At 40.5% G+C, this 21,733-nt stretch carries 24 protein-coding genes; 10 read left to right on the plus strand and 14 right to left on the minus strand.

Annotated features, from left to right (window positions below; genetic code table 11):
* Positions 1-23 precede the first annotated feature (23 nt).
* Positions 24-1,433: an FAD-binding oxidoreductase gene (locus FPL17_RS15925; protein WP_004803999.1), complete on the plus strand. Its 1,410-nt coding sequence runs from the start codon at positions 24-26 to the stop codon at positions 1,431-1,433.
* Between the two features lie 74 nt (positions 1,434-1,507).
* The gene (locus tag FPL17_RS15930) at positions 1,508-1,825 is read left to right on the plus strand and encodes a hypothetical protein (RefSeq protein ID WP_159886120.1); all 318 of its coding nucleotides are present in this window, start codon (positions 1,508-1,510) and stop codon (positions 1,823-1,825) included.
* Positions 1,826-1,839: 14 nt separating this feature from the next.
* On the opposite strand, the gene FPL17_RS15935 is transcribed toward FPL17_RS15930, so the two are convergent.
* Positions 1,840-2,628: a xanthine permease gene (locus FPL17_RS15935; protein ID WP_159886122.1), complete on the minus strand. Its 789-nt coding sequence runs from the start codon at positions 2,626-2,628 to the stop codon at positions 1,840-1,842.
* A gap of 136 nt (positions 2,629-2,764) precedes the next feature.
* Between FPL17_RS15935 and FPL17_RS15940 the strand changes: the two genes are divergently transcribed.
* Complete coding sequence (locus FPL17_RS15940) at positions 2,765-3,529, plus strand: nucleotidyltransferase domain-containing protein (protein ID WP_159886124.1); 765 nt, start codon at positions 2,765-2,767, stop codon at positions 3,527-3,529.
* A 75-nt stretch (positions 3,530-3,604) separates the two neighbouring features.
* On the opposite strand, the gene FPL17_RS15945 is transcribed toward FPL17_RS15940, so the two are convergent.
* From FPL17_RS15945 to FPL17_RS15955, 3 genes are all read right to left on the minus strand, one after another.
* Complete coding sequence (locus tag FPL17_RS15945; RefSeq protein ID WP_004804005.1) at positions 3,605-3,919, minus strand: putative quinol monooxygenase; 315 nt, start codon at positions 3,917-3,919, stop codon at positions 3,605-3,607.
* Between the two features lie 13 nt (positions 3,920-3,932).
* Positions 3,933-4,523 (minus strand): NAD(P)H-dependent oxidoreductase, encoded by a 591-nt coding sequence (locus FPL17_RS15950; protein ID WP_159886126.1) that lies wholly within the window; start codon positions 4,521-4,523, stop codon positions 3,933-3,935.
* 112 nt (positions 4,524-4,635) lie between these two features.
* Positions 4,636-5,511 (minus strand): DUF4349 domain-containing protein, encoded by an 876-nt coding sequence (locus FPL17_RS15955; RefSeq protein WP_159886128.1) that lies wholly within the window; start codon positions 5,509-5,511, stop codon positions 4,636-4,638.
* Positions 5,512-5,691: 180 nt separating this feature from the next.
* Between FPL17_RS15955 and FPL17_RS15960 the strand changes: the two genes are divergently transcribed.
* Entirely contained in the window at positions 5,692-6,063 is a 372-nt protein-coding gene (locus tag FPL17_RS15960; protein ID WP_005185432.1) for a hypothetical protein, read from the plus strand.
* A 361-nt stretch (positions 6,064-6,424) separates the two neighbouring features.
* Complete coding sequence (craA, locus tag FPL17_RS15965) at positions 6,425-7,660, plus strand: chloramphenicol efflux MFS transporter CraA (protein WP_420867269.1); 1,236 nt, start codon at positions 6,425-6,427, stop codon at positions 7,658-7,660.
* Between the two features lie 17 nt (positions 7,661-7,677).
* Here craA and yccS read toward each other — a convergent pair whose 3' ends face one another.
* The 4 genes from yccS to FPL17_RS15985 form a co-directional block, all read right to left on the minus strand.
* Positions 7,678-9,828, minus strand: coding sequence for a YccS family putative transporter (gene yccS, locus FPL17_RS15970; protein WP_159886130.1), 2,151 nt, complete (start codon positions 9,826-9,828; stop codon positions 7,678-7,680).
* 245 nt (positions 9,829-10,073) lie between these two features.
* Positions 10,074-10,655, minus strand: coding sequence for a superoxide dismutase family protein (gene sodC, locus FPL17_RS15975; protein WP_159886132.1), 582 nt, complete (start codon positions 10,653-10,655; stop codon positions 10,074-10,076).
* 108 nt (positions 10,656-10,763) lie between these two features.
* Complete coding sequence (locus FPL17_RS15980; protein ID WP_159886134.1) at positions 10,764-11,858, minus strand: AI-2E family transporter; 1,095 nt, start codon at positions 11,856-11,858, stop codon at positions 10,764-10,766.
* A 123-nt stretch (positions 11,859-11,981) separates the two neighbouring features.
* Positions 11,982-12,626, minus strand: coding sequence for a ParA family protein (locus tag FPL17_RS15985; RefSeq protein WP_004657565.1), 645 nt, complete (start codon positions 12,624-12,626; stop codon positions 11,982-11,984).
* 130 nt (positions 12,627-12,756) lie between these two features.
* Here FPL17_RS15985 and FPL17_RS15990 point away from each other — a divergent pair, with 130 nt between their 5' ends.
* Entirely contained in the window at positions 12,757-13,227 is a 471-nt protein-coding gene (locus FPL17_RS15990) for a Holliday junction resolvase-like protein (RefSeq protein WP_159886136.1), read from the plus strand.
* Here the strand turns inward: FPL17_RS15990 and FPL17_RS15995 are convergent.
* Complete coding sequence (locus tag FPL17_RS15995) at positions 13,221-13,856, minus strand: class I SAM-dependent methyltransferase (protein WP_159886138.1); 636 nt, start codon at positions 13,854-13,856, stop codon at positions 13,221-13,223. The two genes, FPL17_RS15990 and FPL17_RS15995, sit on opposite strands and share 7 nt — an antisense overlap.
* Positions 13,857-14,026: 170 nt before the next feature.
* Between FPL17_RS15995 and FPL17_RS16000 the strand changes: the two genes are divergently transcribed.
* Positions 14,027-14,590 (plus strand): hypothetical protein, encoded by a 564-nt coding sequence (locus tag FPL17_RS16000; protein ID WP_159886140.1) that lies wholly within the window; start codon positions 14,027-14,029, stop codon positions 14,588-14,590.
* Between the two features lie 60 nt (positions 14,591-14,650).
* Here the strand turns inward: FPL17_RS16000 and FPL17_RS16005 are convergent, their stop codons facing one another.
* Both FPL17_RS16005 and FPL17_RS16010 read right to left on the minus strand, forming a co-directional pair.
* Positions 14,651-15,220: a hypothetical protein gene (locus tag FPL17_RS16005; protein ID WP_005185403.1), complete on the minus strand. Its 570-nt coding sequence runs from the start codon at positions 15,218-15,220 to the stop codon at positions 14,651-14,653.
* 18 nt (positions 15,221-15,238) lie between these two features.
* Entirely contained in the window at positions 15,239-16,018 is a 780-nt protein-coding gene (locus tag FPL17_RS16010) for a class I SAM-dependent methyltransferase (RefSeq protein WP_005185400.1), read from the minus strand.
* Positions 16,019-16,139: 121 nt separating this feature from the next.
* On the opposite strand from FPL17_RS16010, the gene FPL17_RS16015 reads away from it, so the two are divergent.
* Complete coding sequence (locus FPL17_RS16015) at positions 16,140-17,411, plus strand: hypothetical protein (RefSeq protein WP_005185398.1); 1,272 nt, start codon at positions 16,140-16,142, stop codon at positions 17,409-17,411.
* A 67-nt stretch (positions 17,412-17,478) separates the two neighbouring features.
* Here FPL17_RS16015 and FPL17_RS16020 read toward each other — a convergent pair whose 3' ends face one another.
* Positions 17,479-18,093: a hypothetical protein gene (locus FPL17_RS16020; RefSeq protein WP_159886142.1), complete on the minus strand. Its 615-nt coding sequence runs from the start codon at positions 18,091-18,093 to the stop codon at positions 17,479-17,481.
* Between the two features lie 615 nt (positions 18,094-18,708).
* On the opposite strand from FPL17_RS16020, the gene FPL17_RS16025 reads away from it, so the two are divergent.
* Both FPL17_RS16025 and FPL17_RS16030 read left to right on the plus strand, forming a co-directional pair.
* Positions 18,709-19,020 (plus strand): hypothetical protein, encoded by a 312-nt coding sequence (locus FPL17_RS16025; RefSeq protein WP_159886144.1) that lies wholly within the window; start codon positions 18,709-18,711, stop codon positions 19,018-19,020.
* 76 nt (positions 19,021-19,096) lie between these two features.
* On the plus strand, positions 19,097-20,452 hold the full coding sequence (locus tag FPL17_RS16030) for a S8 family serine peptidase (protein ID WP_159886146.1): 1,356 nt from the start codon (positions 19,097-19,099) through the stop codon (positions 20,450-20,452).
* Positions 20,453-20,545: 93 nt separating this feature from the next.
* Here FPL17_RS16030 and FPL17_RS16035 read toward each other — a convergent pair whose 3' ends face one another.
* Both FPL17_RS16035 and FPL17_RS16040 read right to left on the minus strand, forming a co-directional pair.
* Complete coding sequence (locus FPL17_RS16035) at positions 20,546-20,956, minus strand: hypothetical protein (protein WP_159886148.1); 411 nt, start codon at positions 20,954-20,956, stop codon at positions 20,546-20,548.
* Between the two features lie 222 nt (positions 20,957-21,178).
* Positions 21,179-21,601 (minus strand): hypothetical protein, encoded by a 423-nt coding sequence (locus FPL17_RS16040; RefSeq protein WP_159886150.1) that lies wholly within the window; start codon positions 21,599-21,601, stop codon positions 21,179-21,181.
* Positions 21,602-21,733 lie beyond the last annotated feature (132 nt).

The following is a 21,733-nucleotide window of genomic DNA, read 5'->3' on the forward strand; positions in this document are numbered from 1 at the left end:
ACTTCTTGCTAGGCCTGTAAACGATGAATGCTTCAGTCGCTTTAACACCTGAGTTATTGACCCAATTAACGGCAATTGTGGGTGAAAACCGAATTAAAACCGATGCCGACAGTTTGGAAAATTGGGGACGAGATCATACCAAACATTTTGATCCGAACCCATCAGTCATCGTTTTCCCTTCTAGCACTGAACAAGTTCAGGCCATTGTTAAACTTGCCAATCAATTTAATGTCGCAATTACACCATCGGGTGGTCGTACTGGCCTTTCTGCGGGTGCGGTTGCAACCAATGGCGAGATCGTAATTAGCTTTGACAAGATGAACCAGATTCTTGAGTTCTTCCCAGCAGATCGTATGGTCCGTGTGCAAGCAGGCGTGGTGACTGAGCAATTACAGAATTATGCCGAAGAACAAGGCATGTATTATCCAGTCGATTTTGCTTCAGCAGGCTCAAGCCAGATTGGCGGTAACATCGGCACCAATGCGGGTGGCATTAAAGTCATCAAGTACGGCATGACCCGTAACTGGGTACTTGGCTTGACGGTGGTGACAGGTAAGGGTGATGTGCTGCGTTTAAACAAAGGCATGATTAAGAATGCGACAGGCTATTCGCTGCAACACTTGTTTATTGGTGGTGAAGGTACGCTTGGTTTAGTGACAGAAGCTGAAATCAAGCTTGAGCGTCAGCCACAAAACTTACAAGTGATGGTATTGGGTGCGCCTGACTTTGAAGCTGTGATGCCTGTATTGCATGCCTTCCAAAATGCAATTGATCTGACTGCTTTTGAATTCTTTGGTGAATTGGCAATGCAGAAAGTGTTGGATCGCGGTCATGTACAGCGTCCATTTGAAACGCAATGTCCGTTCTATGTGTTATTGGAATTTGAAGCACCGTATGAACCAATCATGGACAAGGCAATGCAGATTTTTGAGCATTGTATGGAACAAGGTTGGGTGATTGATGGTGTGATGAGCCAAAGTCTTGAACAGGCTCAAAGCTTATGGCGTTTGCGTGAAGATATTTCAGAGTCGATTGCGCCGTTTATTCCATACAAAAACGACATCTCTGTATTAATTACCCATGTACCTGCATTTATTGCGGAAATTGATGCGATTGTTGCTGATAATTATCCAGATTTTGAAATCTGTTGGTTTGGTCATATTGGTGATGGTAACTTGCACCTCAATATTTTAAAACCTGAAAACCTGACCAAAGATGAGTTCTTTGCCAAGTGTCAGGTGGTGAATAAATACGTGTTTGATACTGTGAAAAAATATGATGGTTCGATCTCTGCCGAGCACGGTGTGGGTATGACTAAGAAGCCATATTTGGAATATTCACGTTCACCTGAAGAAATTGAATATATGAAAGCATTGAAGTTGGCATTTGACCCGAATGGGATTATGAACCCGGGCAAATTATTTGATCTTTAATGCTTGATTAGATAAAAGAAGTTCTGCTAAAAGCGTATCGAAAGATGCGCTTTTTTGTTATTAGGAAAGAATAAATGATAGAAGAACAAATGATTTGTCAGGGATATATTTGCTTACATCGTAAAGACATTGCTGCTGACTACGTTGATTTTAATAACAAGAATAATGATTTATATATCAGTATGATCTTATTTATGAAAATAGAAGATTCAACTCATATGATACGCTTATATTTGAAAGATGAAGAAAAGAAATTTCTGAATGAGTTTTTGGTCTGTGAAATCCTATTTGGGCAAATCCTAGATGAAATTATTTTGATGAAAAATTATTCAGTATTGGATTTTCAAGGTAAAAGTGTAGGGACAGCGTATATAACAACAATTAAAGAATAAACGGCAATAAAAAATTATTTCTTGTACGCTTTCCAACCTGTCAAAATATGATAAATCAGCGGTAAAAGACAGAGCGAAAAGAAGCTGCAAATCGCAACGGCCCAGACAGGTATATTCTGTGGATTGCCCAAAAAGAAATAAGCAAAAACCGAATAAGACAGCATCCCAAACATCGCCATTGTGCCGAGTGGAAGGGTAATTCTAAAAATTAAGACGTTAGCAAAGGCTTTGTAAGGCTCCATATTCCGATTCAAAGCATAGGCAATAATCATGACCAAGATATAGCCCATAATAAACAGCATAAACAGGGTAGCGGCAAACAGTAAACCCGTGCGCCAACTCTTTTCCTGAGCAGAATGATCACCTGCCTCATAAACGACTTGAATATGATCTCCGACTACAGGCACATCACCTGAACGGACTGAATTATCCAAGACCAATGTTCTGTTTTGATCATCTTTGAATTGCACCTGAGCTGTATGCATTAAAGTTTGGGTTTTATATTTACGCCCGTTGGAATCCGTACGTTCGGTATCGACCCATTCAGAGGTATAGCTCACGATAGTTGCATCGTAGCTCGGTTTGGTTGCTAAACCATATACAGCTTGCGACACCCAATAAGTAAAAGGGAAAAATAGGGAGCTGATGCTAAACACCACAACAAATAAATAAGCAAATTCAAATTTACTGCTGTCACGATTCTTAGCTAAACGTTTTAGCCAAAACTTTGTCAGCACAAAAGACCAGACACACAAGATCGCAACCACCACCAAGAAAACCTGTCCCGCATAAGTCAGTTGCATGCATGATCCTATTTGTTATATTGAATAGAGATTGATTTTATCAAACGATAATTTTTTTAAAATCAAATTAATGAGTACGGTAAAAAATAGTATTGTCTCTCACAAGTATAAATTTTTAAATAATGAAGTCATCGCAATGAATATCCATCACGAAATCGAAAAACTATTTCAACAACGCCAATATATCCCATTATTTTATATCGAGAGTGGCAGCCGTTTATGGGGTATGGCCAGTCCTGATAGTGACTACGATGTACGCGGTTTTCATCTACCGAGTAAAGACCAATATTTTGATTATAAAAAGCATCGTGACTTGATCGAGATCATGGATGGCGATTTTGATTTTGTCTCTTATGACCTGAATAAAATGTTTGGGCTATTGGCAAAAAGTAACCCTACTGTTTTGGAGTGGGTCAGAGCACATATTGTGTATTTTAATGCCTTTCCAGAATGGCAGCTCTTCCGTGATGGCTTGCTTGAGCGAATCGACTATAGTGCGTTGTATCACCACTATTTATCATTGGCGAATGGTGGCATGAAAGTGATGCAAACCGCAGATAACTTTACTTATAAAAAAGTGTTTTATTCGATTCGTGGCTTGATGTCGGCTGAATTGGCGACCCAAGAACAGATGCCTGAATTATTGATTACCGATCTGTTTGCGCAAGTGGATGCAAACGATCCATTACGGCATTGGGCGGAAGATTATCTGGAGATTAAAAAGCAGCAACAAGAAAAAGCACAGCTACCCCAAGCGGAACAAGCTGCGATTCTTCAACTGTTGCAAAGCAAGATAGAGCAACTGGCAGCAAAGTCGATGCCGAAGGCGGATCGTCGTGCCAGTTTGGAAGCCTATTTAACAGATTATAGCCGTCATTTAAAACAGCATTACTATCAGTAGAACAAGGCGTTTATTCATCAGCTAAGTTCGACTTAAATATTCAATATGTCGAACTTAGGTTAATGGTTCTATTTGTTAAATCCCACTGTTTAGAATACGGATTTTTACATCGGCAACATGGTCTTTGGTCGCTTCAAAATGCTGCTGCATATGGGCAGTTTGCATATGGGCTTCTAAATGAGCAGTACTTTGCCATTTCTCTAACATGACAATCGTATTCTCATTCGTTGCCTGCATCTCAATAGCAGGAAGATGATCAATCAAAGGCTCATAGCCATGACAACCATCTTCTGCCAGTACTGTTGGAATGATTTTTTCAAATGCATCTAAAACGGCTTGGCGATGTTCAGCACCTGCATGTGTATAAATTTCAGCAATAATGGTTAGCATATTATTTTCTCACTTAATGGCTTGCTGCAAAAAGTTGGTCTAAATGTGCTTTGTACGCTTCGATATAACTTGGCACATTTGGCGCCTTGATGACATCATTCACGATAAAAGTCGGAAGTGCGTCCATACCCAAGAATTGATTGGCTTTATGGAAAGGTAAATAAACACCATCTACACCAACACCGTGGAAGAACTGGTCCGGATCGGTAAAGGCTTCCATGGGTGCATTCCATGTCAAAGACAACATGTATTTTTTACCTTGGATTAAACCACCTGAACCATATTTTTTAGATGCATCTGAACGACTACGGCCATCACTGGCATAAAGTGAGCCATGTCCGATGGTGAAGATATCATCGATGTATTTTTTCATGGTCCATGGTGCACCCATCCACCAGCCTGGCATTTGGTAAATCACCACATCTGCCCATAGATATTTGGCAATCTCGGCCTGAATGTCATAGTCACTGTCCGTTCGGGTGACTTGTACCTGATGGCCTAAGGTGCTTAGATGTGCTTGAGAAAACTCCGTCAGTGTGTCATTCAACTCACCATTCGAATGTTCAAATTGTTTGGCACCATTAATAATTAAAATATTGCTCATGCGATTACTCAAAAATAAATCTCTAAAAACTGGAAAGTATTTTAGAAAATCTATTCATGAGTAAAAATGCATAAATGAGCAAAATACTATTGATCAAAAATCAATAATTAAACTATTCAGCTTTGGATTTTTTCGCTTTATACCAGCGACGAGCTCCCCATAAAATCGCAATCGCTACATACAGCGGCCACAGCATCACCAGCCAAATGATGGTTTCTCTAAAGCCGTACAAGCCTACTTTAATCGCTTCCCAAATCCGACTGAATAACGGATCACTGTCTAAGGTGGCAATACGATTGATATTGAGATCATGCGTTTTACGCACTTGTGACTGCTGGAAGAATTCCAGTCGAATGGTGCTATAAGCCAAGCGGTCTTTAACTTCTAAATTGGTCAGTTGCTGTAGCTGATTGTTCACCGCATTTGATCCGCTGTTACTTTGATTGGCGGTATTCAGTTTTTCTTCGAGCAATTTTAATTCATAACGCTTAGCTTCATAACTCTGGCTATTAAAGTTCAGCATGAGTGGCAATAAATTATTTAAGAAGCTGGTCACCTGCGCATTTGGAATACGTACTGTGAGCTGGACAGTGGGTGTGATCTTTTCATAAATATCGACACTGCCATCAATACGATCACGCTCAGATCGGTCACTGACTTGATAATTAATCTGTTTTTCTTCGATATAACCATTGTATTGCAATAACTGCTGTTCTAGTGCTGATGTGGTTTTTAACACGTCTTTCACTTCAAATTGCAATTGTGCACTTTTGACCAATTGACGATTTTGCTCTAAAGCACTCTGTTGGTTGCTAACCAGTTGTTCTGGATTTTGAGCGGCATTTTCTTGAACAGCTTGACTGTCTGCCGCAGCAGTTTCAGTTGCCATAGCGGCTTCACCAGCATGGCCTTCTTCTTTTTTCGAGCAGCCTAAAGCGGTGCTCCCAAGAATTAAAATAATCGTTAATTTCTTTGCTAAATCTGACATATCGGCATGTCCAAACTAAGGTGATTTTGATGTTATAAACTGTGTTTTTTTAATCATTTGTTATGATCATCATCTTGAATGATGACAACAAATTTAATGCACGCCACATACATTTTGTTGCGTGGTAATTTAGTTTTGCATAGTAGCATAAATGAGCTAAAAGGATTGGATGGGTACAAAATGCATAAAATTGCGATGATCTTGGGATCTGCTTTATTCCTCACAGCATGTAATCAACCAACAGCACCATCGCAGCAACAAGCAGCCGTGCAAAAGAGTACGGTGATGCATGCGATCTTATCGGATCAGCCCGATCTATTTCATGCAGACAGCAATTTAAAAATCGATCAGCAATTCAATAGTGCCGAGAATCCAACCGATGCACAGGTCACAGTTGAACAAGCTCAATTAGATGATTCGGTGATTGCGGTGCGGACAGAATATCAATTGAAACGAAATCAAGATGTTTGGAAAGTGGTCAATAAAAAGCAAAGCTATCAATGTGCCCGAGGAGAAAATACCGAGACTTTCCAGTTTGATCTCTGCCCATAAGTATGGGTTCTATTTAGAGCTGCGTATAAAATATCAGCAAAGATGTGGATAACTTTTTGGTTATACACATCTCAATATGAGCGTTATCGGCTGTTTAAATTGCGGTCATTTTGAAAAAGTGCTACAGTTACGCGTGGCAATTTGGCCAAACGGTAAAACATTTACCAATCTCACGTAAATAAATTGTTTTTCTTATATACACCTAGTGAATACGGTGTTTTCACATTTATCACATGCTTTCTCACAGCATGAAATCAAAATTTAATTTAAATCTAAGCCATAAAATCTTGTGGTGATGATCCCTTTTTCGTTTTGAAAAATGGGACGAACACGAGTTGGTTATTTTTGTGAATAAAACATGATGACGAATAATCAGAACATGACGTTAAACCGTATAACGCTCATGTTTCCTTTAGCTTTAGTGCTATTCGAATTTTCAGTTTATATCGGTAATGACTTGATTCAACCTGCGATGTTGTCGATTACAGAACAATTTGCAGTCAGTGCAACGTGGGCACCGTCGTCAATGTCATTTTATTTGTTGGGTGGTGCCAGTGTCGCATGGCTGTTGGGACCGCTTTCGGATCGTCTCGGGCGTAAAAAAGTACTGTTGGCAGGTGTGGCATTTTTTACGGTTTGTTGTTTGCTGATTTTATTGACGCACAATATTGAACAATTCCTGACCTTGCGTTTCTTGCAGGGTATGGGGCTAAGCGTCATTTCTGCGGTCGGTTATGCAGCCATTCAAGAAACCTTTGAAGAGCGTGATGCGATCAAAGTTATGGCACTGATGGCAAATATTTCTTTATTGGCGCCTTTACTAGGCCCTGTATTGGGGGCATTCCTGATTGATTATGTGTCATGGCATTGGGGTTTCGTCGCCATTGCTGCGGTGTCTTTTATCAGTTGGTTTGGCTTAAAGAAATTTATGCCTGCGACACAAGAAAGCCGTAAACAACCGAAGCAGCCTTTTAGTTATATTTTTGATGACTTTAAAAAGGTATTGAGCAACCGTCATTTCTTGGGTTTAAGCATTGCCTTACCGATGGTGGGTATGCCGTTGATGTTATGGATTGCTTTATCACCAATCATTTTAGTTGATGAGCTGAAATTGAGCAGTGTGCAATATGGCTTGGCGCAGTTTCCTGTGTTCTTTGGCTTAATTGCAGGCAATATCATCCTGATCAAGATTATTGATCGTTTCCCGCTAGGTAAAACCATTCTATTTGGTTTGCCGATCATGTTATTGGGTACTGCATTCTTGCTGCTCGGTGTCATTTGGCAAAGCTATTTGGTGCCTTGTTTATTGATTGGTATGACTTTAATCAGTTTGGGCGAGGGGATTAGCTTCTCGGTGATGTACCGTTTTGCACTGATGTCTTCGGAAGTCTCAAAAGGAACAGTCGCAGCCGCGGTCTCGATGTTGATGATGATCAGTTATTTTGTCGTGATTGAATTGGTTCGTGTGCTGTATACGCATTTCCATATTTGGGCCTTTGCTTTAGCCAGTTTGGTCTTGATTTTATTCTGGTTTAGTTCACCACGCCATGCCTTGAAACAGCATATGCTGGCACGTCAGCAAGACGGGTTGAATTAATTATCCCCATCGACTGCTCACTTGATTTCTAAGGCGAGCAGTTTATTTTTTAATAGGACTAACTCAGGTAAGGTCTCGAGTAACAGACTCATTTGTTTTAACAGCAACGGGTGCTTTGCAGAGACCTGATGCTGTTGATTGAGGATCTCAATCTCTTCGAGCAACCGTTCTACTTGCTGTTGCGGAATAGCGGCTTGTTCGATCAGACTTTGCTTGAGCACATTCTCAATTTTATCCAGTAGTTCTAACAACGCCTGATCTTCAATTTTTTCCCGTTGATGTCCTAAGGCCGAGACATAGCTGAGTTGGCTATGGCTATAGACCAAATAGCGAAAGGCATGTTGAATGAGTTCTTGGTTAGGCTGGGGTTCGGTACTCAGACTTGAGATCATATTCGACAGCTCGATCTGGGCATTATGTGCGGCACGTCGAGTGGTTCGGTATTCCAGATCGAGTTCACGTCCTTGATGATACTGCTGTACCACCACATGAAAATAATCGAAGGTGGTTTGATTATTTTTCTTAATGTTGCTAGAGATATTACGAAAATTCCAATCAGGCCAAATGAAATTGACCGCCAGCCAAGCAATCGCACAGCCAATAAAAGTGTCAATAATGCGTGGCAGAATAATACTAAAACCCGCACCTTTTAAATTAAAAATCAATAACACCATCAAAGTGGCCATGACCGTAGCAAGTGCATATTTCTTTTGTCTTAAATAGAAAAATGAGACCCCACAGATGACGGTTAATAGCAATTGGCCTTCAATACTGGGTACAAAATAAAGAATGGGGATACCGAATAACACCCCGAGTAAAGTGCCAATGGTTCTGAGCTTGAGACGGCTTTTGGTGGCAAAGTAGGTGATTTGGCAAACAAATAAACTGGTGAGTAAAATCCAGTAGCCATTTTGGGCAAAAGGCAATAAGGAAATGGCATAACCTACTGCAAAGATCACAGCCAAACGGACGGCATGGCGGAACAGCGCCGATCGCGGGCTGAGTTGTTGTTTGATTTTTAACATCAGATCTTGAACGCCCTGAATATCATCATCGAGTAAGTTCAAATGATCTTGATGTTGCTGCGGTGAAAGCTGTTCAATATTTTGATTGAGTTGCAGTTGAGCAAACTGCTCGTGCACACTTTTTAAATTATTGAGGATCAATTCCAGATTTTTAACTTCAAGATTATGGGGATGTTGTTGCACCCAATCACGCATCGACAATTCTAGATTTTCTAGTGCTTTACTGGCAGATTCACGGGGCTGATAGCTTTGATGATGTAAGATCGCTCGGCTTAAATCATTGCATGCCAAGGCTTGAAGCTGCATATTTTTTTGAATACGAAAAATTAAATCACTGCGGCTAAAATTTTGATGGATCTTTTCATAATGCAGATAACTGGATGTGACCTGTTCATGCATGTCTTGGGCGAAATAATATAAGTTCAGCCAATAAATACTGGTGTTGTTAACGCGAGATGCTTTTAAGCGCGTCAGTAAGGAGTTCTTGGCTTGATTCAGGCTACTGACCACTTGGCTATTTTTATGAGAAAGTTCGAATAGCAGTGTTTCAACATTATCAATATTATCTGGGTCGAATAAACGTGATTTGGCTTGTAGTAATTCAGCAATATCCTGAAAAATAGTGGAAATCTTTTCTTGTAAAGGTAAGGTTGGGCGAATAACAAAAAATAAGATCGAAGTCAGCCCATACCACAAGGCACCCAATACAAAATAACTCGGTTGCTGATACCAATCTGGATATTCTCCTAAACCAAACATGGTATAGATTGAAAGTAAAATCGTACCAAAGGAAATGGTGGCATAGCGTTGCCCAAGTGCACCCATCATGACCAGCGCTGCACTGGAGAAGCTGAGATAGACGATGAACCAAAATTTATAGGGGGCGAGAAACTCTAAAATAGTACTGACCGTAAAGAACAGCACACAGACATAGATCAGATTGCGTAAACGGATACTGAGACGATCATCAAAGTCGGTCAGTGCGGTCGCAATTGCGCCTAAGGTAACAGGAACAATCAGTTGCCCGAATCCAAGCTGATATAAGCCTAATGTTGTACCGCAAAGTACAATCAAGATTTGTAGGCAATAAAGAACAATTGAGTTGGAACGAAAGCGATTGAACAGGCGGGATATATTTTTCACGATTCTTATTCTTTAATATGTTCTGGATTCATCATACAAATAAATTTCCCAAAGGAAAGCATTGTTAACCAACAAGTAGCACTATTTTTTAGCATCAATATTTGCATGATTTTTCAAATAATAGATAAGATGCAAAATTCGTGCTCAGTTGTATTTTGTTATGATGAGATTATTAAAGAACATATAAAAAATGACTAAAAGCAAAGCAACTGTGGATAACTTGAGAGATACCCACAGTATTTAGATTACTTAATCACACCACAGGCAATACGGTCACCACCACCACCTAATGGTTTTGGTGTATCCGAATAATTGTCTCCACCAACATGGATCATGATCGCACGATTTTGAATATCAGCCAGTTTTAAACGTGGCGCAATCACTGGAGTGGTTGCAAAACCTTTGTCATTCACCACCAATACGGGTAAATCGCCTAAGTGGCCCGTTTCAGGCGTACCATGATGCGCGACTTTTTCAGGATTTAAATGACTGCCTGCTGCCAAGGCTGCCCCCATTTTTCCATCTTTTAATGCAGCTTCACAGGATGGGTTCTCATGGATGTGGAAACCATGTTCGCCAGGGGAAAGTTTCCAAAGCGCAGGGGTAATTAATAAACCTTTAGGCGTTTGTTGAAAAGCAACCGTTCCGATTGAAGCACCAATACCATTGGCATCGACTTGATAGACTTGGATCAATTGCTTTTGATCCGTTGGGCTGGTCTTGGTTTGGATTTTAGCTGCATTGTTATCGAGAGAAACCGAAGAGCAGGCTGCGAGACTGAAACTCAGACAGCCGAGCAGAGAAATTTTTTGAAGCATTGAAGTCATTGCGAAGATATCCTTATAAATTATCTTTATTTGACGATTCAAACAAAGTAAGCGATATCTCGCAAGCAACATTAATCAATTCATGACAAAAAATTAAACAAAACAAACCTACTTGGTTTCGGGAGGAGCTTCCAAAGCCGCAACAGGTTCATCGACATTTTCATGCAACCATTCACGCCAAATTGCCAACAAGATGGCTAAAATCACTGGGCCAATGAATAGGCCGACCAGACCAAAGCTCGCAATACCCCCTAATACCCCGAACATAATCAAAATGAATGGAATTTGGGTCGCGCCTGAAATCACTAATGGTCGAATGACGTTATCCGAGCTGCTCACGATGAGTACACCCCAAACCACAACGCCAATGGCTTCCATGGTTTGTCCTTGTGCAAATAACCACAGACCAACCCCAAGATATGAAACTGGTGTTCCAAAAGGAATCAGTGCCAAGATAAAGGTGACCATGGTCAACAGCATTGGATTTGGCACACCTGCAACAAAATAGCTGAGGCCCGCTAATAAGGCTTGTGCAACTGCAGTTAAACCAACGCCGTATACGACAGCACGAGTTGTCTCTGAAATGGTGTCTAAATAATGGTGTACGCGTGGACCAATCACCATTTCCAAGGCACGACTCACTTGTGCCAAAATCATTTGTCCATCACGGTAGAAAAAGAACAAAGTCATCAGTGCAAATGTGAGTTTGACCAAGTTACGGCTAATCTCGCTCAACACAAAACGGCCATAACTCAGATGGCTTTGAATCCATTCGGCAATATTCTTGGTAATACTGTTTGGATCACTACTCAGTTCATTGACAGTACGACTGATGTCTTTGCCAATAATCGGTAGATTTTTGATAAATTCAGGGACTTGAATATGACCTGAAAACAGTTGTCGCTGTAAATTAAAATATAAATTACGACCTTCAAGTTGCAACATAAAGATTGCACAGATAAATGGCACACCAATCACAATAATGACCAAGCTAATCATCAGGGTGGCATTCAATGTAGGTCGGTTTTCACCAAAGAAACGACGCTGTACCCATAGATATAAGGGCCAAGTCATATAGGCAATAATTGCGGCCCAAAGGACAGGGACAATAAAGTATTTGAGAATACTGAATCCCAAAAAGAGCAGGACAAAAAACAGTCCAAACAGCAAAACGCGTTGTAATATGGGAGCGTATTGTTGCACGATAGTATTTCTCAAGTGCTATAAATTGAATAAAACCATCTTAACTGAAAAAGTAGGCAAGGGAAATTTTCATTTCCCTATTTTAGGATTTGATATCAAAAGATTACGTTTCTTTGCAAAGCCTTAAAACCACTCGCTCGGATCATCGACCAATTGATTTAAAACAGGCTGCCATTGGCTTTGGATGCTGACAAAGTTTTTCTGGGTTTTATCAAACACACTGAGTCCTTGCATTGCCAATGTACCGTAAGCGCTGCGCTCGGAAATCCATGCCACAGGATCTTGCTCAATCTTGCTAAAGAAATCCTGAATATCTTTGGAACTGGCACTGTTCGGTTTGACACGATTGGCAATCAATAGGATTTGCACTTTGCCTTTACGAATACGCTTAATATCTTGTAAATGTTTTAAGAAGCGACGGGTACTGTCGATATCAAAGAACGATGGTTGCAACGGTGTCACGATGGCATGCGCTTCGCTGACCAGTTGCTCTGCATGTTCACCTGAAAGTGCACCAGGCGCATCGATAATTAAATAATCTAAATTCTTGGGTGCTTCACCAATTGATTTTTCATGTCGCCAATCCAGACTCTGAATACCTGTGACGGTTTCAGGACGTTGCTTGAGCCATTGCAGAGACGATTTTTGGTTGTCAGCGTCAGCCAGCGCAACCTTATATCCTTTTTGAGATAGTGCTGCAGCCAGTGTAATAGCTGTCATGGTCTTGCCACAGCCACCTTTTTGATTTGCGATTAATATGGTTTTCATGAAATTAGATTTATTAACTAGGCTCTCGTATTCGTTTATACCTTAGCATCTTTTTCGGTCAAGTGTGTTACACATGACAAAAGTTTAATGTTGCAGTTAAATAGCTGCATTCAAGAAAAGGAAAATTGCTATGTCGGTTTGGCTTGCGATGCTGATTGGTGGCTGTATTGGTGTCGTGATTACGACGATTATTTTATCCAGCACCCGTAATGGTCGGATTCAGGCTGAGTATGAAAAATATATCGCTGAACTAGAGTTAGAACATAAGCAGGCTTTGCTTGATGCGCAGAAGCGTAGTGTCAATACCAGTCGTGGGGTATTAAAAGGTAAAATGGCCGAGCAGTTTGCTCCAATCTTGCCTGAATTTCGTTATTTACCCAGCGATGCCAAGTTTTTGGGTGATCCGGTCGACTACGTTGTTTTTGATGGTTATACCGACTTTAGAGATGGCGATGGTACAGCCGAAGATATTGAAGTGATTTTACTGGATATTAAAAGTGGTGGCGCACGCTTAAGCAAAGGACAGCAGGCGATTGCTCAAGCGGTTGCAGAAGGACGTATTCGATTTGAAACCTTGCGCATTGATTTTGAAGGTCAATGAGGTGTTTCTAATTTTTGTACGCGCGCCAACAGCATTGTTTGTGCGACGGCAGGAATACCTTCTGCATCAAAATATTCTTTTTCGATGAATTTAAATTTGGCTTGCAAGAGCTGGCGTTCAATGTCTCGATTCAGATGACAACCATCGGCAATACGTTTTTGAATTGGGGTCAGCAGCGTTTGCAAAGATTGTATTTTTGCAGAGTTTGGATGTTTGACATGCTCGACTAGATGGAAGGTTCCTGTTGGCTTCAGCACCCGATATATTTCAGCCAGTGCTTGCTCTAAGTGCGCAATGCTGCATAAAGTCCATGTTGAAACAATATGATCTAAAGAGCCATCCGCAAAAGGGAGCTTTTCTGCACTTGACTGTACATGTTTCACGTAAAAGGGAGCATGTTGCACACGATCAACCGCCAACTGATAAATATCCGAATTCGGTTCTAAGGCGAACACTGAATCAACATTGCCATAAAACGGAATATTTAGCCCTGTACCAAAACCAATTTCGAGCACTTCACCCTCAATTGGCAGGAGTAATTCACGACGTCGATCCATCAAGCTAGCGGTTTGCATGACCTGATTAAGTAAATGAGGAAAGATATGACGTTGGTAGAATTGGTAAATCATAGAATTCCATTCGTTGATTCAGAGAAGGACGATACGGTTAAGACACCACAAAAATATGACTAAAGTGAGTTTGATTGTTACCAAATAAAGCACTTTTTTTCACCATCTAAGCATACTATGAAGAGAACAGTATTTCTAAGTTTTTCATTATTTTTGAGGATGATTGAGCCATGAAGAAACGTCTATGGATGAGTTTATGCATGGTGGCTGCAATTGGGCAAACACATGCATCGACCGGTGGGGATGAATACAATATCGCCAATGGTTTATCACCAGTTGTGAAATATCAATCAATTTCAGTCCTTAAGCCTTTTGATGGGAACTTCCGTATTCTCGGCTCAAAAGTCTATCATGACGATGAGCAAGCCAAATTTTCTCCGATTGATTATGCGGTCAGTCTAGGACTTTTTGCTGACCCTCAGATTGCGCGGACGATTGATGTTCAACAGTATGACCGTTACCTAAACTGGAAAATGAAAACATTACCTGTTCCACCCGATCAGGCAATCAAAATGGTATCGAATATGCACATTATTCCAGCCAATCCAGAAATTGCCAAACAGATTAAACAGGTGAAGCGTGGTGATCTGGTGCAGTTAAAAGGTGAACTAGTCGAGATCCGTGATAAGGACTTGGTGTGGAAATCTTCTTTAACCCCAGGAGGGGTAGGCGATGGTGCATGTGAATTATTTCGTGTGAGTTCGATTCAGTGGATTGAAAAACAGAATATTTAATGAAATACCATATCTAAATAAAAAAAGAGGGGCAGAAACCCTCTTTTTTATAGCTATGAATTATTCAGCCTGCATTTTGGTTTCAGGTGCTTGTGCACTTTTCCAGTGATGTAACTGGCTTTGGGCATGTAGATATTCATTCAGATGATTGACTTGTTTGTTTGTGTCCGTTTGAGACTGATTCGATGCATTTCCTTGTTCTAAAACTTTGGCTTGTTGTTCCCAATAGTCATACAGCAAGCCTTGGATATAACGCCCTTGTTCAGTTTTGAGTTCCAAATCTTTCAGCATGGCAAGCGCAGATTTTACATTGTCCTTTTGGCGTTGCTGTTCAAATTCAGGCGTTAACGTATTGGCTTCTTTCATTTTGGCCAATTCAATTTCCATGCTGTCGCTCATGTCAGTAAAGCGATTGTCATAATCTTCTAAAATCGCAATATCATGACCATCATCAGCTGTGGCAGGGAACTGCTTGATTGGCGTTTGATTGAGCTGACCAATCGCGTCATTGCTAGAACTGCTTTGCTGCTCTTTATTGGCAGAAGGCTCTTTGTCTTTATTACACGCACTGAGCATAAGTGCTGAACTGAGTACACAGGTAATGGCAAATGTGATTTTAAGATTAGGCATAGCTCAACTCGTTCAAGATTAATTTGATATTTTCTGGAAATGGTATGCAAAAGTGGTATAGGGGAAGCTAATCTGATCTTGCGCAGTTAAGCCTGTAAAATCAAATACAATTTGTTCAAACTTTGCTTTTAGCTGTTGTTGCTCTGCTGATGGCATCGCGGCAATAAAACTGGTGGACAGCAAGCGTTTACTCACCACTTGTTCGACAGTGCCCTGATGCGCCTGTTGAAAGGTGGTTAATCCATCCAGTTTAAATAAGGATTGTCCTTCAAACACCTGTTTCCATTGTTCACTATGATAACGAGGGGTATCACCTTCTAACGGTGCAATTTCATCAGCCAAGGCTTTAACCCAATCAACATTGGTATCCCGCTGATTCCAGATCAGCCCTAGATGACCTGATGGCTTAAGTATCCGATGCATTTCACTGAGCGTTTCGATATTGGCAAACCAGTGGAACGATTGAGCACAGAGAATGGCATCAATTGACGCATCCGCGAATGGCAGTTCGCTACTGAATGCTTGCTGGCAATCGACTGTCGGATAAGCTTGTTGAAGCTGCTGTAACATTTCAGTGACAGGCTCAACCGCGATCACCTTTGCCTGTGTTTGAATCAGGTAGGGTAAGAATTTGCCAGTCCCAGCACCGAGGTCAACAACAGTGGAACTTTCATCTATTTGGAGCCGATCTTGCAGCCAAACCGCTATTTCTTGCGGGTAACTGGGGCGAACCTGTTGGTACAGTTCAGCCCCTAAACTAAAGCCTTTTTGAGCAGCAGGATGTAAGGATTGTGTCATTTTTTGCGCTTTTTAATCTGTCTTATCTCTATAAAATAAGATACTCCGCAATTATGGTTTGGCAAAGCCACCATTTGGTGACTTTTTGCTACAGACCTAGGATCAACTTTTCAGTGTGAGCATGGATAAGCAAATAATATTTGAAGATGAGCACATTCGCGTTATTTTTTTAAAAGGTTCAAGTGACACTTTAGTGATTTCGTTTGGCGACTTGATTAGTCGTGCGAAAGGCATGTCAATTAATGCTGAAAAATCCTTAATAAAATATCAATACAATGTGATCGGCATTATGCCGAAGCAGAAATCATGGTTTCCTAAAAGCAGCATGCTAGATATGCAGCAGCAGATTCAGCCAATTTTGCAGCAATTCAAAGGCATTGTTGGTTATGGCGGCTCTATGGGCGGCTATGCTGCAATCAAGTATTCAAATTTATTGAATATGCAAAAAATTGTGGCTTTTGTACCACAGTATTCAATCGACCCTGATGTGGTACAGGATCGCCGTTATGCTGAGTTTTTTGATGCGTCTATCCATCAAGACATGCAGATTCAGGCAGATGAAGTCGATTCATCGCGTGAGTACATCATTGTCTATGATCCGTACTATGCAGAAGACAAAGAACACTTCTTAAAGATCCAACCTTTATTGCCTAAAATGCATGTGATTCATTTGCCATTTACAGGCCATGAAGCGCTTTCTGTTTTAGCCAGTTCTCAGTTGTTGAATGATTTTGTGGTTAAACCATTTGAAATCACTTATTTCTATAAGCGGGTTCGAGAAGTTAAGAAGCAAAGCAAATTCTATTATCGTCATGTGTTGGATGCTTTGTTGCCGCGCCATAATCAGGCTTTATTAAAAATACTGCAACAGAACGACATTGCCTTAGATGAGCGCTATTTTGATGCTGCGCTCAAACAAAAACTGGTACAGCAACTGTTTAATCTAAAACAAGGTACTGAACAGAATTTACATAAGCTGGGTGTACATCTGAATTTTGCACAACATACCGAGACACAAGCTGCCAATGTGGTGAATGTGCAGAATCAGTTTTTGGTCTTTAATTTGGCAAGCTTGAAATTAGAGTGCTATAGCGCTGAGATTATTGCAGCCAATCCAGCTTATCTATTGCCATTAAACCTGACTGCCAATAGTTTGGTGAAGCTCAGATTGAATGATGAATACTATTTATTGAGTATGAATGATCGTGGAATTCATAAATTGGTCAAAGAGGGGGAGCCCTTTGCACTTGATCAATCTCCATTGGTATTTAAACACTATGCAGATTTTTATAGTCTGAGTTATAAACAACTGACTTTGAGTTGTGATGCATCTGGCTTTACTCAGTTCATTGAGAATAATGCGGACGAGCAAACCAAGCTACAACTTTGCTGAACCTTGCAATGACAATAAAAAAAGTCCTTTGAATGTTCAAAGGGCTTTTTTTATATCTGACTGAATATTAATTCGCACCAATTTTTGCATTGGTATTGACGTTGGCATTTACGCCTAACACTTTAACACCCACATTTGCACCTGTTTGCAGGTTCTTTTTATCGGCATTCAAACCTGTTTGAGCATTTACACCAGCTGTTTTGCCATTCAATTGTGCTTTGGCATTGGTTTGTGCTTCCAAATTCAATGATTTAGATTTTGAAGTTGCCTGTTTATCCGCAATACGCTGTTTTACATTTGCAGTCGTATCTGCAGCGAATTCTTTACCATCAACTGCCTTGTCTACAGCATAGTCTTTAGTGTTTTTTACGACTTCACCTGTTTTATTCGCGACTTTAGAGCCAACATTTGTTGCCGCATTAACTGTTTGATGTGTAGCTGAAACACCTGTATTTACTGCAGCATGCCCCACATTATGTGCCGTATGACCAACACCTTGAGCCACTTGACCCACACCATGTGCTGTGCCTTTCACTGCACCCGTTACGCCTTTAATCAGGCCGCTCGGTTGTACATTGACTTGAGCTGAGCCGCTGGCATTCGCCCCAACGTTCTGTGCAAAAACTGAAGCAGAAGCGAGGATACTTGTTGTCACGATAGCTGTTTTGATCATTTTTTTCATTGCGATTTCCTTAAGCGATGTACCGTATTGGGGTACTTCATCAACGCAATTGCATCATAGCGAGCAAAAAGTAGAAATCTATGGATTTCATCAAAACGTTACAACCTGATTACAGCTTAAAAACACTTTAGCAGGAAATTATGGAGAGCGATTACATGTATAAGAACGTGAAATAGATCGTTTTTTTAATCATGTAGGTTTCTGTAACTCATCAGTTTTAGAAAAAATTAAGATAAAAATTAATCGTAATCTGGTTATGTTTTAGCAAAATGAATATGAAAATTATGAATAAATAAATAGCTTTAAACCGATTCAAAAAAGATCAAAATAATGGCATTTTTATTGCTTGGTATAACTATGTGAAATAGTGATTGCACTTTTTTAGTCATTTCATTTTTTTCATCTTGTTTGCTAGGAGTAGAAATTTTGCACTAGGAAGCACAAGATTAAACACCATGATGCCGCATATTTTTTGATAAACCCACGATTAAGATCGTATTTTATTTAAAGATATATGTGAAATATAAAGTGAATCTTAAATTGTATTCGCATTATTTATAGAAAAAGAATTGAAAACCAAGTAATGGCCAGTAAATAAAGCGCTGGAGAATATGAATGAAACAGATTGCAGCATTTTTAATTGTATTGATTGCACTGGGCGTGGTGGTTTTCTACTTTGAACCTGCCGAACCGACTAGTTCAACGGATGATACCGCAATTTATCAGATCAGCCCTGATCATTCAGGGAATATTTCAACCGTTTTAAGCAAACAGGAGGCGAACACAACCGAACATACCACATCACATATGTTGAAAAAATTGGAGACAAATCAAAAAGATACCAAATTTTACGATACGAAAAGCGATCCTTCGATACAACCGATTGATCCTGACACTGATCCAGCCAATGAAATTAAAAAACTTTAAATCGTCTGGGCTTCTTTTATCCAAGAAAAACAGATATTAAGAACCGTTCTTTATCCAAGAACGATGGAGATCAATAGTGAACAATAAAACCTTACTACTTTTAAGTTTGTGTGCTTTTTATACCACCACAACCTCTGCCGCAGCACTTGATGCTGTCCAACTCAAACAACGACTCAGCACCGCAGCATTAAATAAAGTGTCGAATGGCAAAATTAATATTGATGCCTTAGTCGACAATGATTCAAATGATCTACTGATTGAATACGATAGCAGTGCAACGAGCACTACTTTAGGGCGAGAAAAACGTAGCCTGATTGCGGATGGTAAAAGTCAGTTTAAAAATAAATTTAGCAACGCAGCAGGTTTTCAGACCTTGCGTGAGTTTAATGGTTTGCCTTTGGGCTTATATCGTATTCAAAATCGTGAAACCTTAGCGCAAGTGTTAAATGATCCGACGGTAAAGGGGGTTTATCCAAACCGTAAAAATGTCCCGACCACAATGGAAAGTCTTCCTTTAATTAACCAACCTCAAGCGCTCACAAATGGCTTTACAGGGGAGGGTTCGAGTGTGGTGGTGATTGATACTGGGGTGAATTATAAACATGCTGACTTTGGCTGTACCGCAGTCAATACCCCAGCTTCAACATGTCGTGTGGTCTATGCCTTTGATAGCGCACCTGATGACAATAGCTTGGATGATGACGGGCATGGCAGTAACGTTTCTGGGATTGTTGCCAAAGTTGCATCTAAAACCAAAATTATTGGGATAGATGTGTTTAGAAAAGTTCGATCACAAGGGCAATGGGCAAGTACCGCTTATGACAGTGATATTCTGGCAGGCATTAACTGGGCGGTAAATAATGCGCAAACCTATAACATTAAAGCGATTAATTTAAGTTTGGGTGTACCTGGGGTGAAATATACCTCTGAATGTAGCAATAGCAGCTATAGTACGGCTTTTGCGAATGCACGCGCAGCAGGTGTTGTACCAGTAGTCGCTTCGGGTAATGATGCCTTCGCCGATGGGATTTCTTCACCAGCCTGTGTGAAAGGTGCAGTACGCGTAGGCGCGGTGTATGACAGTAATATTGGTGGTGTGTCTTGGGGCAATCCTTTGAAATGCTCTGATCCAACCACAGCAGCCGATAAAATCACATGCTTTAGTAATGGTGGCTCATTGGTGACTTTACTGGCACCAGGTGCAATGATTACTGCGGGTGGGGAAACTCAAGGTGGGACTTCACAGGCAGCGCCTCATGTGGCAGGGGCAATCGCATTATTACGTGCCAATGGCGTGACACCATCAGAGACCATCGATCAAACCGTAAATCGTTTGAAAGTAACAGGTAAGCCAATTACCGATACGCGAACTGGTTTGGTGTTCCCACGTATTGATTTACTGTCTGCAACCAGCGGACTCAGTTCGAATTAAGATGATTTTATAGTTTAAAGATCGATCCAAAAATAGTTTAAAAGCCATGACTCGTTGCAGCTAGAGATAGATGCAACGAGTTTTTTTAGAAGCTTAATGACATTGTGCTAGCTTATCTGCACTAAAGTTACTTTGTAGTTTTTGAAAATTGGCTTGAACAGTGGCATCTTGCACATCAAAGGCGGTCGCGGTTGTTGGTTGAGCAAGCATTTTATCTTTATAGTGTTGAGTGGTAGAGCTTGCTGAAATTAAACCATTTTGGTTAAAGCTCCAATGTTCAACCGCCTGACCGCCATCAAAATATCCTGTGAATTCGATGTTGCAGTGTTGGTCTTGTTTGACCAATTTTGCAATATTAACTTCAGTGGATGGTGTGGCACCAATGTTCTTCACTTGCTGTAATGTTTGTGCACCATTGTTCTGTGTAGAGAGTGCTGAGCAAGCAGTAAAACTGATTGCACTGATGCAGGAAAGAAGAATTATTTTGAAAGTGCGTTGCGTCATGTGCAAAATTCCAGTCCGATGAATTTATGCGATTTAGTTTGTCGGCAAAACCCGTGAAGTTCAATGAATGTTTTGAGCGTACACTGTAAATTTAAAGTCTATTTTTCAAATCACTATAACCGAAGCAATATAAGCGAATTGTTTGCGTCAGATACAAATAATGCACTCTTTCATTCAATTACCCATTATAAAAAAGCCTCTAGATTGTAGAGGCTTTGGGATTTAGTTTTTTGAGGACTGGCTCAGTTCAGCACGCTCAATCGGGACATTACCCTCATTGGTACCGACCACAGCATCTTTGGTGTCTTGCCATTTCTTGGCTGTGTATTGCTTGGCTTTTACAGTTTGTGCTTGAACAACTTCAGATTGTTCTTCTGTATATTTCTTGGTGTCTTGCCATTTTTCACTCATCTTTTGCGATGTGTTCTCAGATGCGCCTTGGATTGAATCACCGAGATTCTGCATACCTTTACCTGTTTTATATAGCAGAATACGACCTAGGCTTGGATTGTCGCCGTAGGGCATGGCTTTTTCAGGCACAGCATTAGAAGCATTGTTTGTGGTGCTAGTTGTGTCCGCTGCCCAGAGCGAAGACGATGCAATCAGTGCAGTCGTAACACATAATAGTTGTACTTTATTCATCATCTTGTCTGTCCTTTCCGCGATATTGTCGCAATCGAGATTTTATATCTTATCGTTGGGTAGAAGAAAAGAGTGGGGATGATATGAAATTGATACAGTTATGTATAAAGGATGAATTTCTAGTGAGAAAGAATA

This window comes from Acinetobacter dispersus, assembly GCF_009884975.1.
Taxonomy (GTDB): domain Bacteria; phylum Pseudomonadota; class Gammaproteobacteria; order Pseudomonadales; family Moraxellaceae; genus Acinetobacter; species Acinetobacter dispersus.

Excerpts from the sequence above, each read along its gene's own strand:
- FPL17_RS15925 (WP_004803999.1), top strand. The coding sequence starts at position 24 with ATGAATGCTTCAGTCGCTTTAACACCTGAGTTATTGACCCAATTAACG.
- FPL17_RS15930 (WP_159886120.1), top strand. The coding sequence starts at position 1,508 with ATGATAGAAGAACAAATGATTTGTCAGGGATATATTTGCTTACATCGT.
- FPL17_RS15935 (WP_159886122.1), bottom strand. The coding sequence starts at position 2,628 with ATGCAACTGACTTATGCGGGACAGGTTTTCTTGGTGGTGGTTGCGATC.
- FPL17_RS15940 (WP_159886124.1), top strand. The coding sequence starts at position 2,765 with ATGAATATCCATCACGAAATCGAAAAACTATTTCAACAACGCCAATAT.
- FPL17_RS15945 (WP_004804005.1), bottom strand. The coding sequence starts at position 3,919 with ATGCTAACCATTATTGCTGAAATTTATACACATGCAGGTGCTGAACAT.
- FPL17_RS15950 (WP_159886126.1), bottom strand. The coding sequence starts at position 4,523 with ATGAGCAATATTTTAATTATTAATGGTGCCAAACAATTTGAACATTCG.
- FPL17_RS15955 (WP_159886128.1), bottom strand. The coding sequence starts at position 5,511 with ATGTCAGATTTAGCAAAGAAATTAACGATTATTTTAATTCTTGGGAGC.
- FPL17_RS15960 (WP_005185432.1), top strand. The coding sequence starts at position 5,692 with ATGCATAAAATTGCGATGATCTTGGGATCTGCTTTATTCCTCACAGCA.
- craA (WP_420867269.1), top strand. The coding sequence starts at position 6,425 with ATGACGAATAATCAGAACATGACGTTAAACCGTATAACGCTCATGTTT.
- sodC (WP_159886132.1), bottom strand. The coding sequence starts at position 10,655 with ATGACTTCAATGCTTCAAAAAATTTCTCTGCTCGGCTGTCTGAGTTTC.
- FPL17_RS15985 (WP_004657565.1), bottom strand. The coding sequence starts at position 12,626 with ATGAAAACCATATTAATCGCAAATCAAAAAGGTGGCTGTGGCAAGACC.
- FPL17_RS15990 (WP_159886136.1), top strand. The coding sequence starts at position 12,757 with ATGTCGGTTTGGCTTGCGATGCTGATTGGTGGCTGTATTGGTGTCGTG.
- FPL17_RS15995 (WP_159886138.1), bottom strand. The coding sequence starts at position 13,856 with ATGATTTACCAATTCTACCAACGTCATATCTTTCCTCATTTACTTAAT.
- FPL17_RS16000 (WP_159886140.1), top strand. The coding sequence starts at position 14,027 with ATGAAGAAACGTCTATGGATGAGTTTATGCATGGTGGCTGCAATTGGG.
- FPL17_RS16005 (WP_005185403.1), bottom strand. The coding sequence starts at position 15,220 with ATGCCTAATCTTAAAATCACATTTGCCATTACCTGTGTACTCAGTTCA.
- FPL17_RS16010 (WP_005185400.1), bottom strand. The coding sequence starts at position 16,018 with ATGACACAATCCTTACATCCTGCTGCTCAAAAAGGCTTTAGTTTAGGG.
- FPL17_RS16015 (WP_005185398.1), top strand. The coding sequence starts at position 16,140 with ATGGATAAGCAAATAATATTTGAAGATGAGCACATTCGCGTTATTTTT.
- FPL17_RS16020 (WP_159886142.1), bottom strand. The coding sequence starts at position 18,093 with ATGAAAAAAATGATCAAAACAGCTATCGTGACAACAAGTATCCTCGCT.
- FPL17_RS16025 (WP_159886144.1), top strand. The coding sequence starts at position 18,709 with ATGAAACAGATTGCAGCATTTTTAATTGTATTGATTGCACTGGGCGTG.
- FPL17_RS16035 (WP_159886148.1), bottom strand. The coding sequence starts at position 20,956 with ATGACGCAACGCACTTTCAAAATAATTCTTCTTTCCTGCATCAGTGCA.
- FPL17_RS16040 (WP_159886150.1), bottom strand. The coding sequence starts at position 21,601 with ATGATGAATAAAGTACAACTATTATGTGTTACGACTGCACTGATTGCA.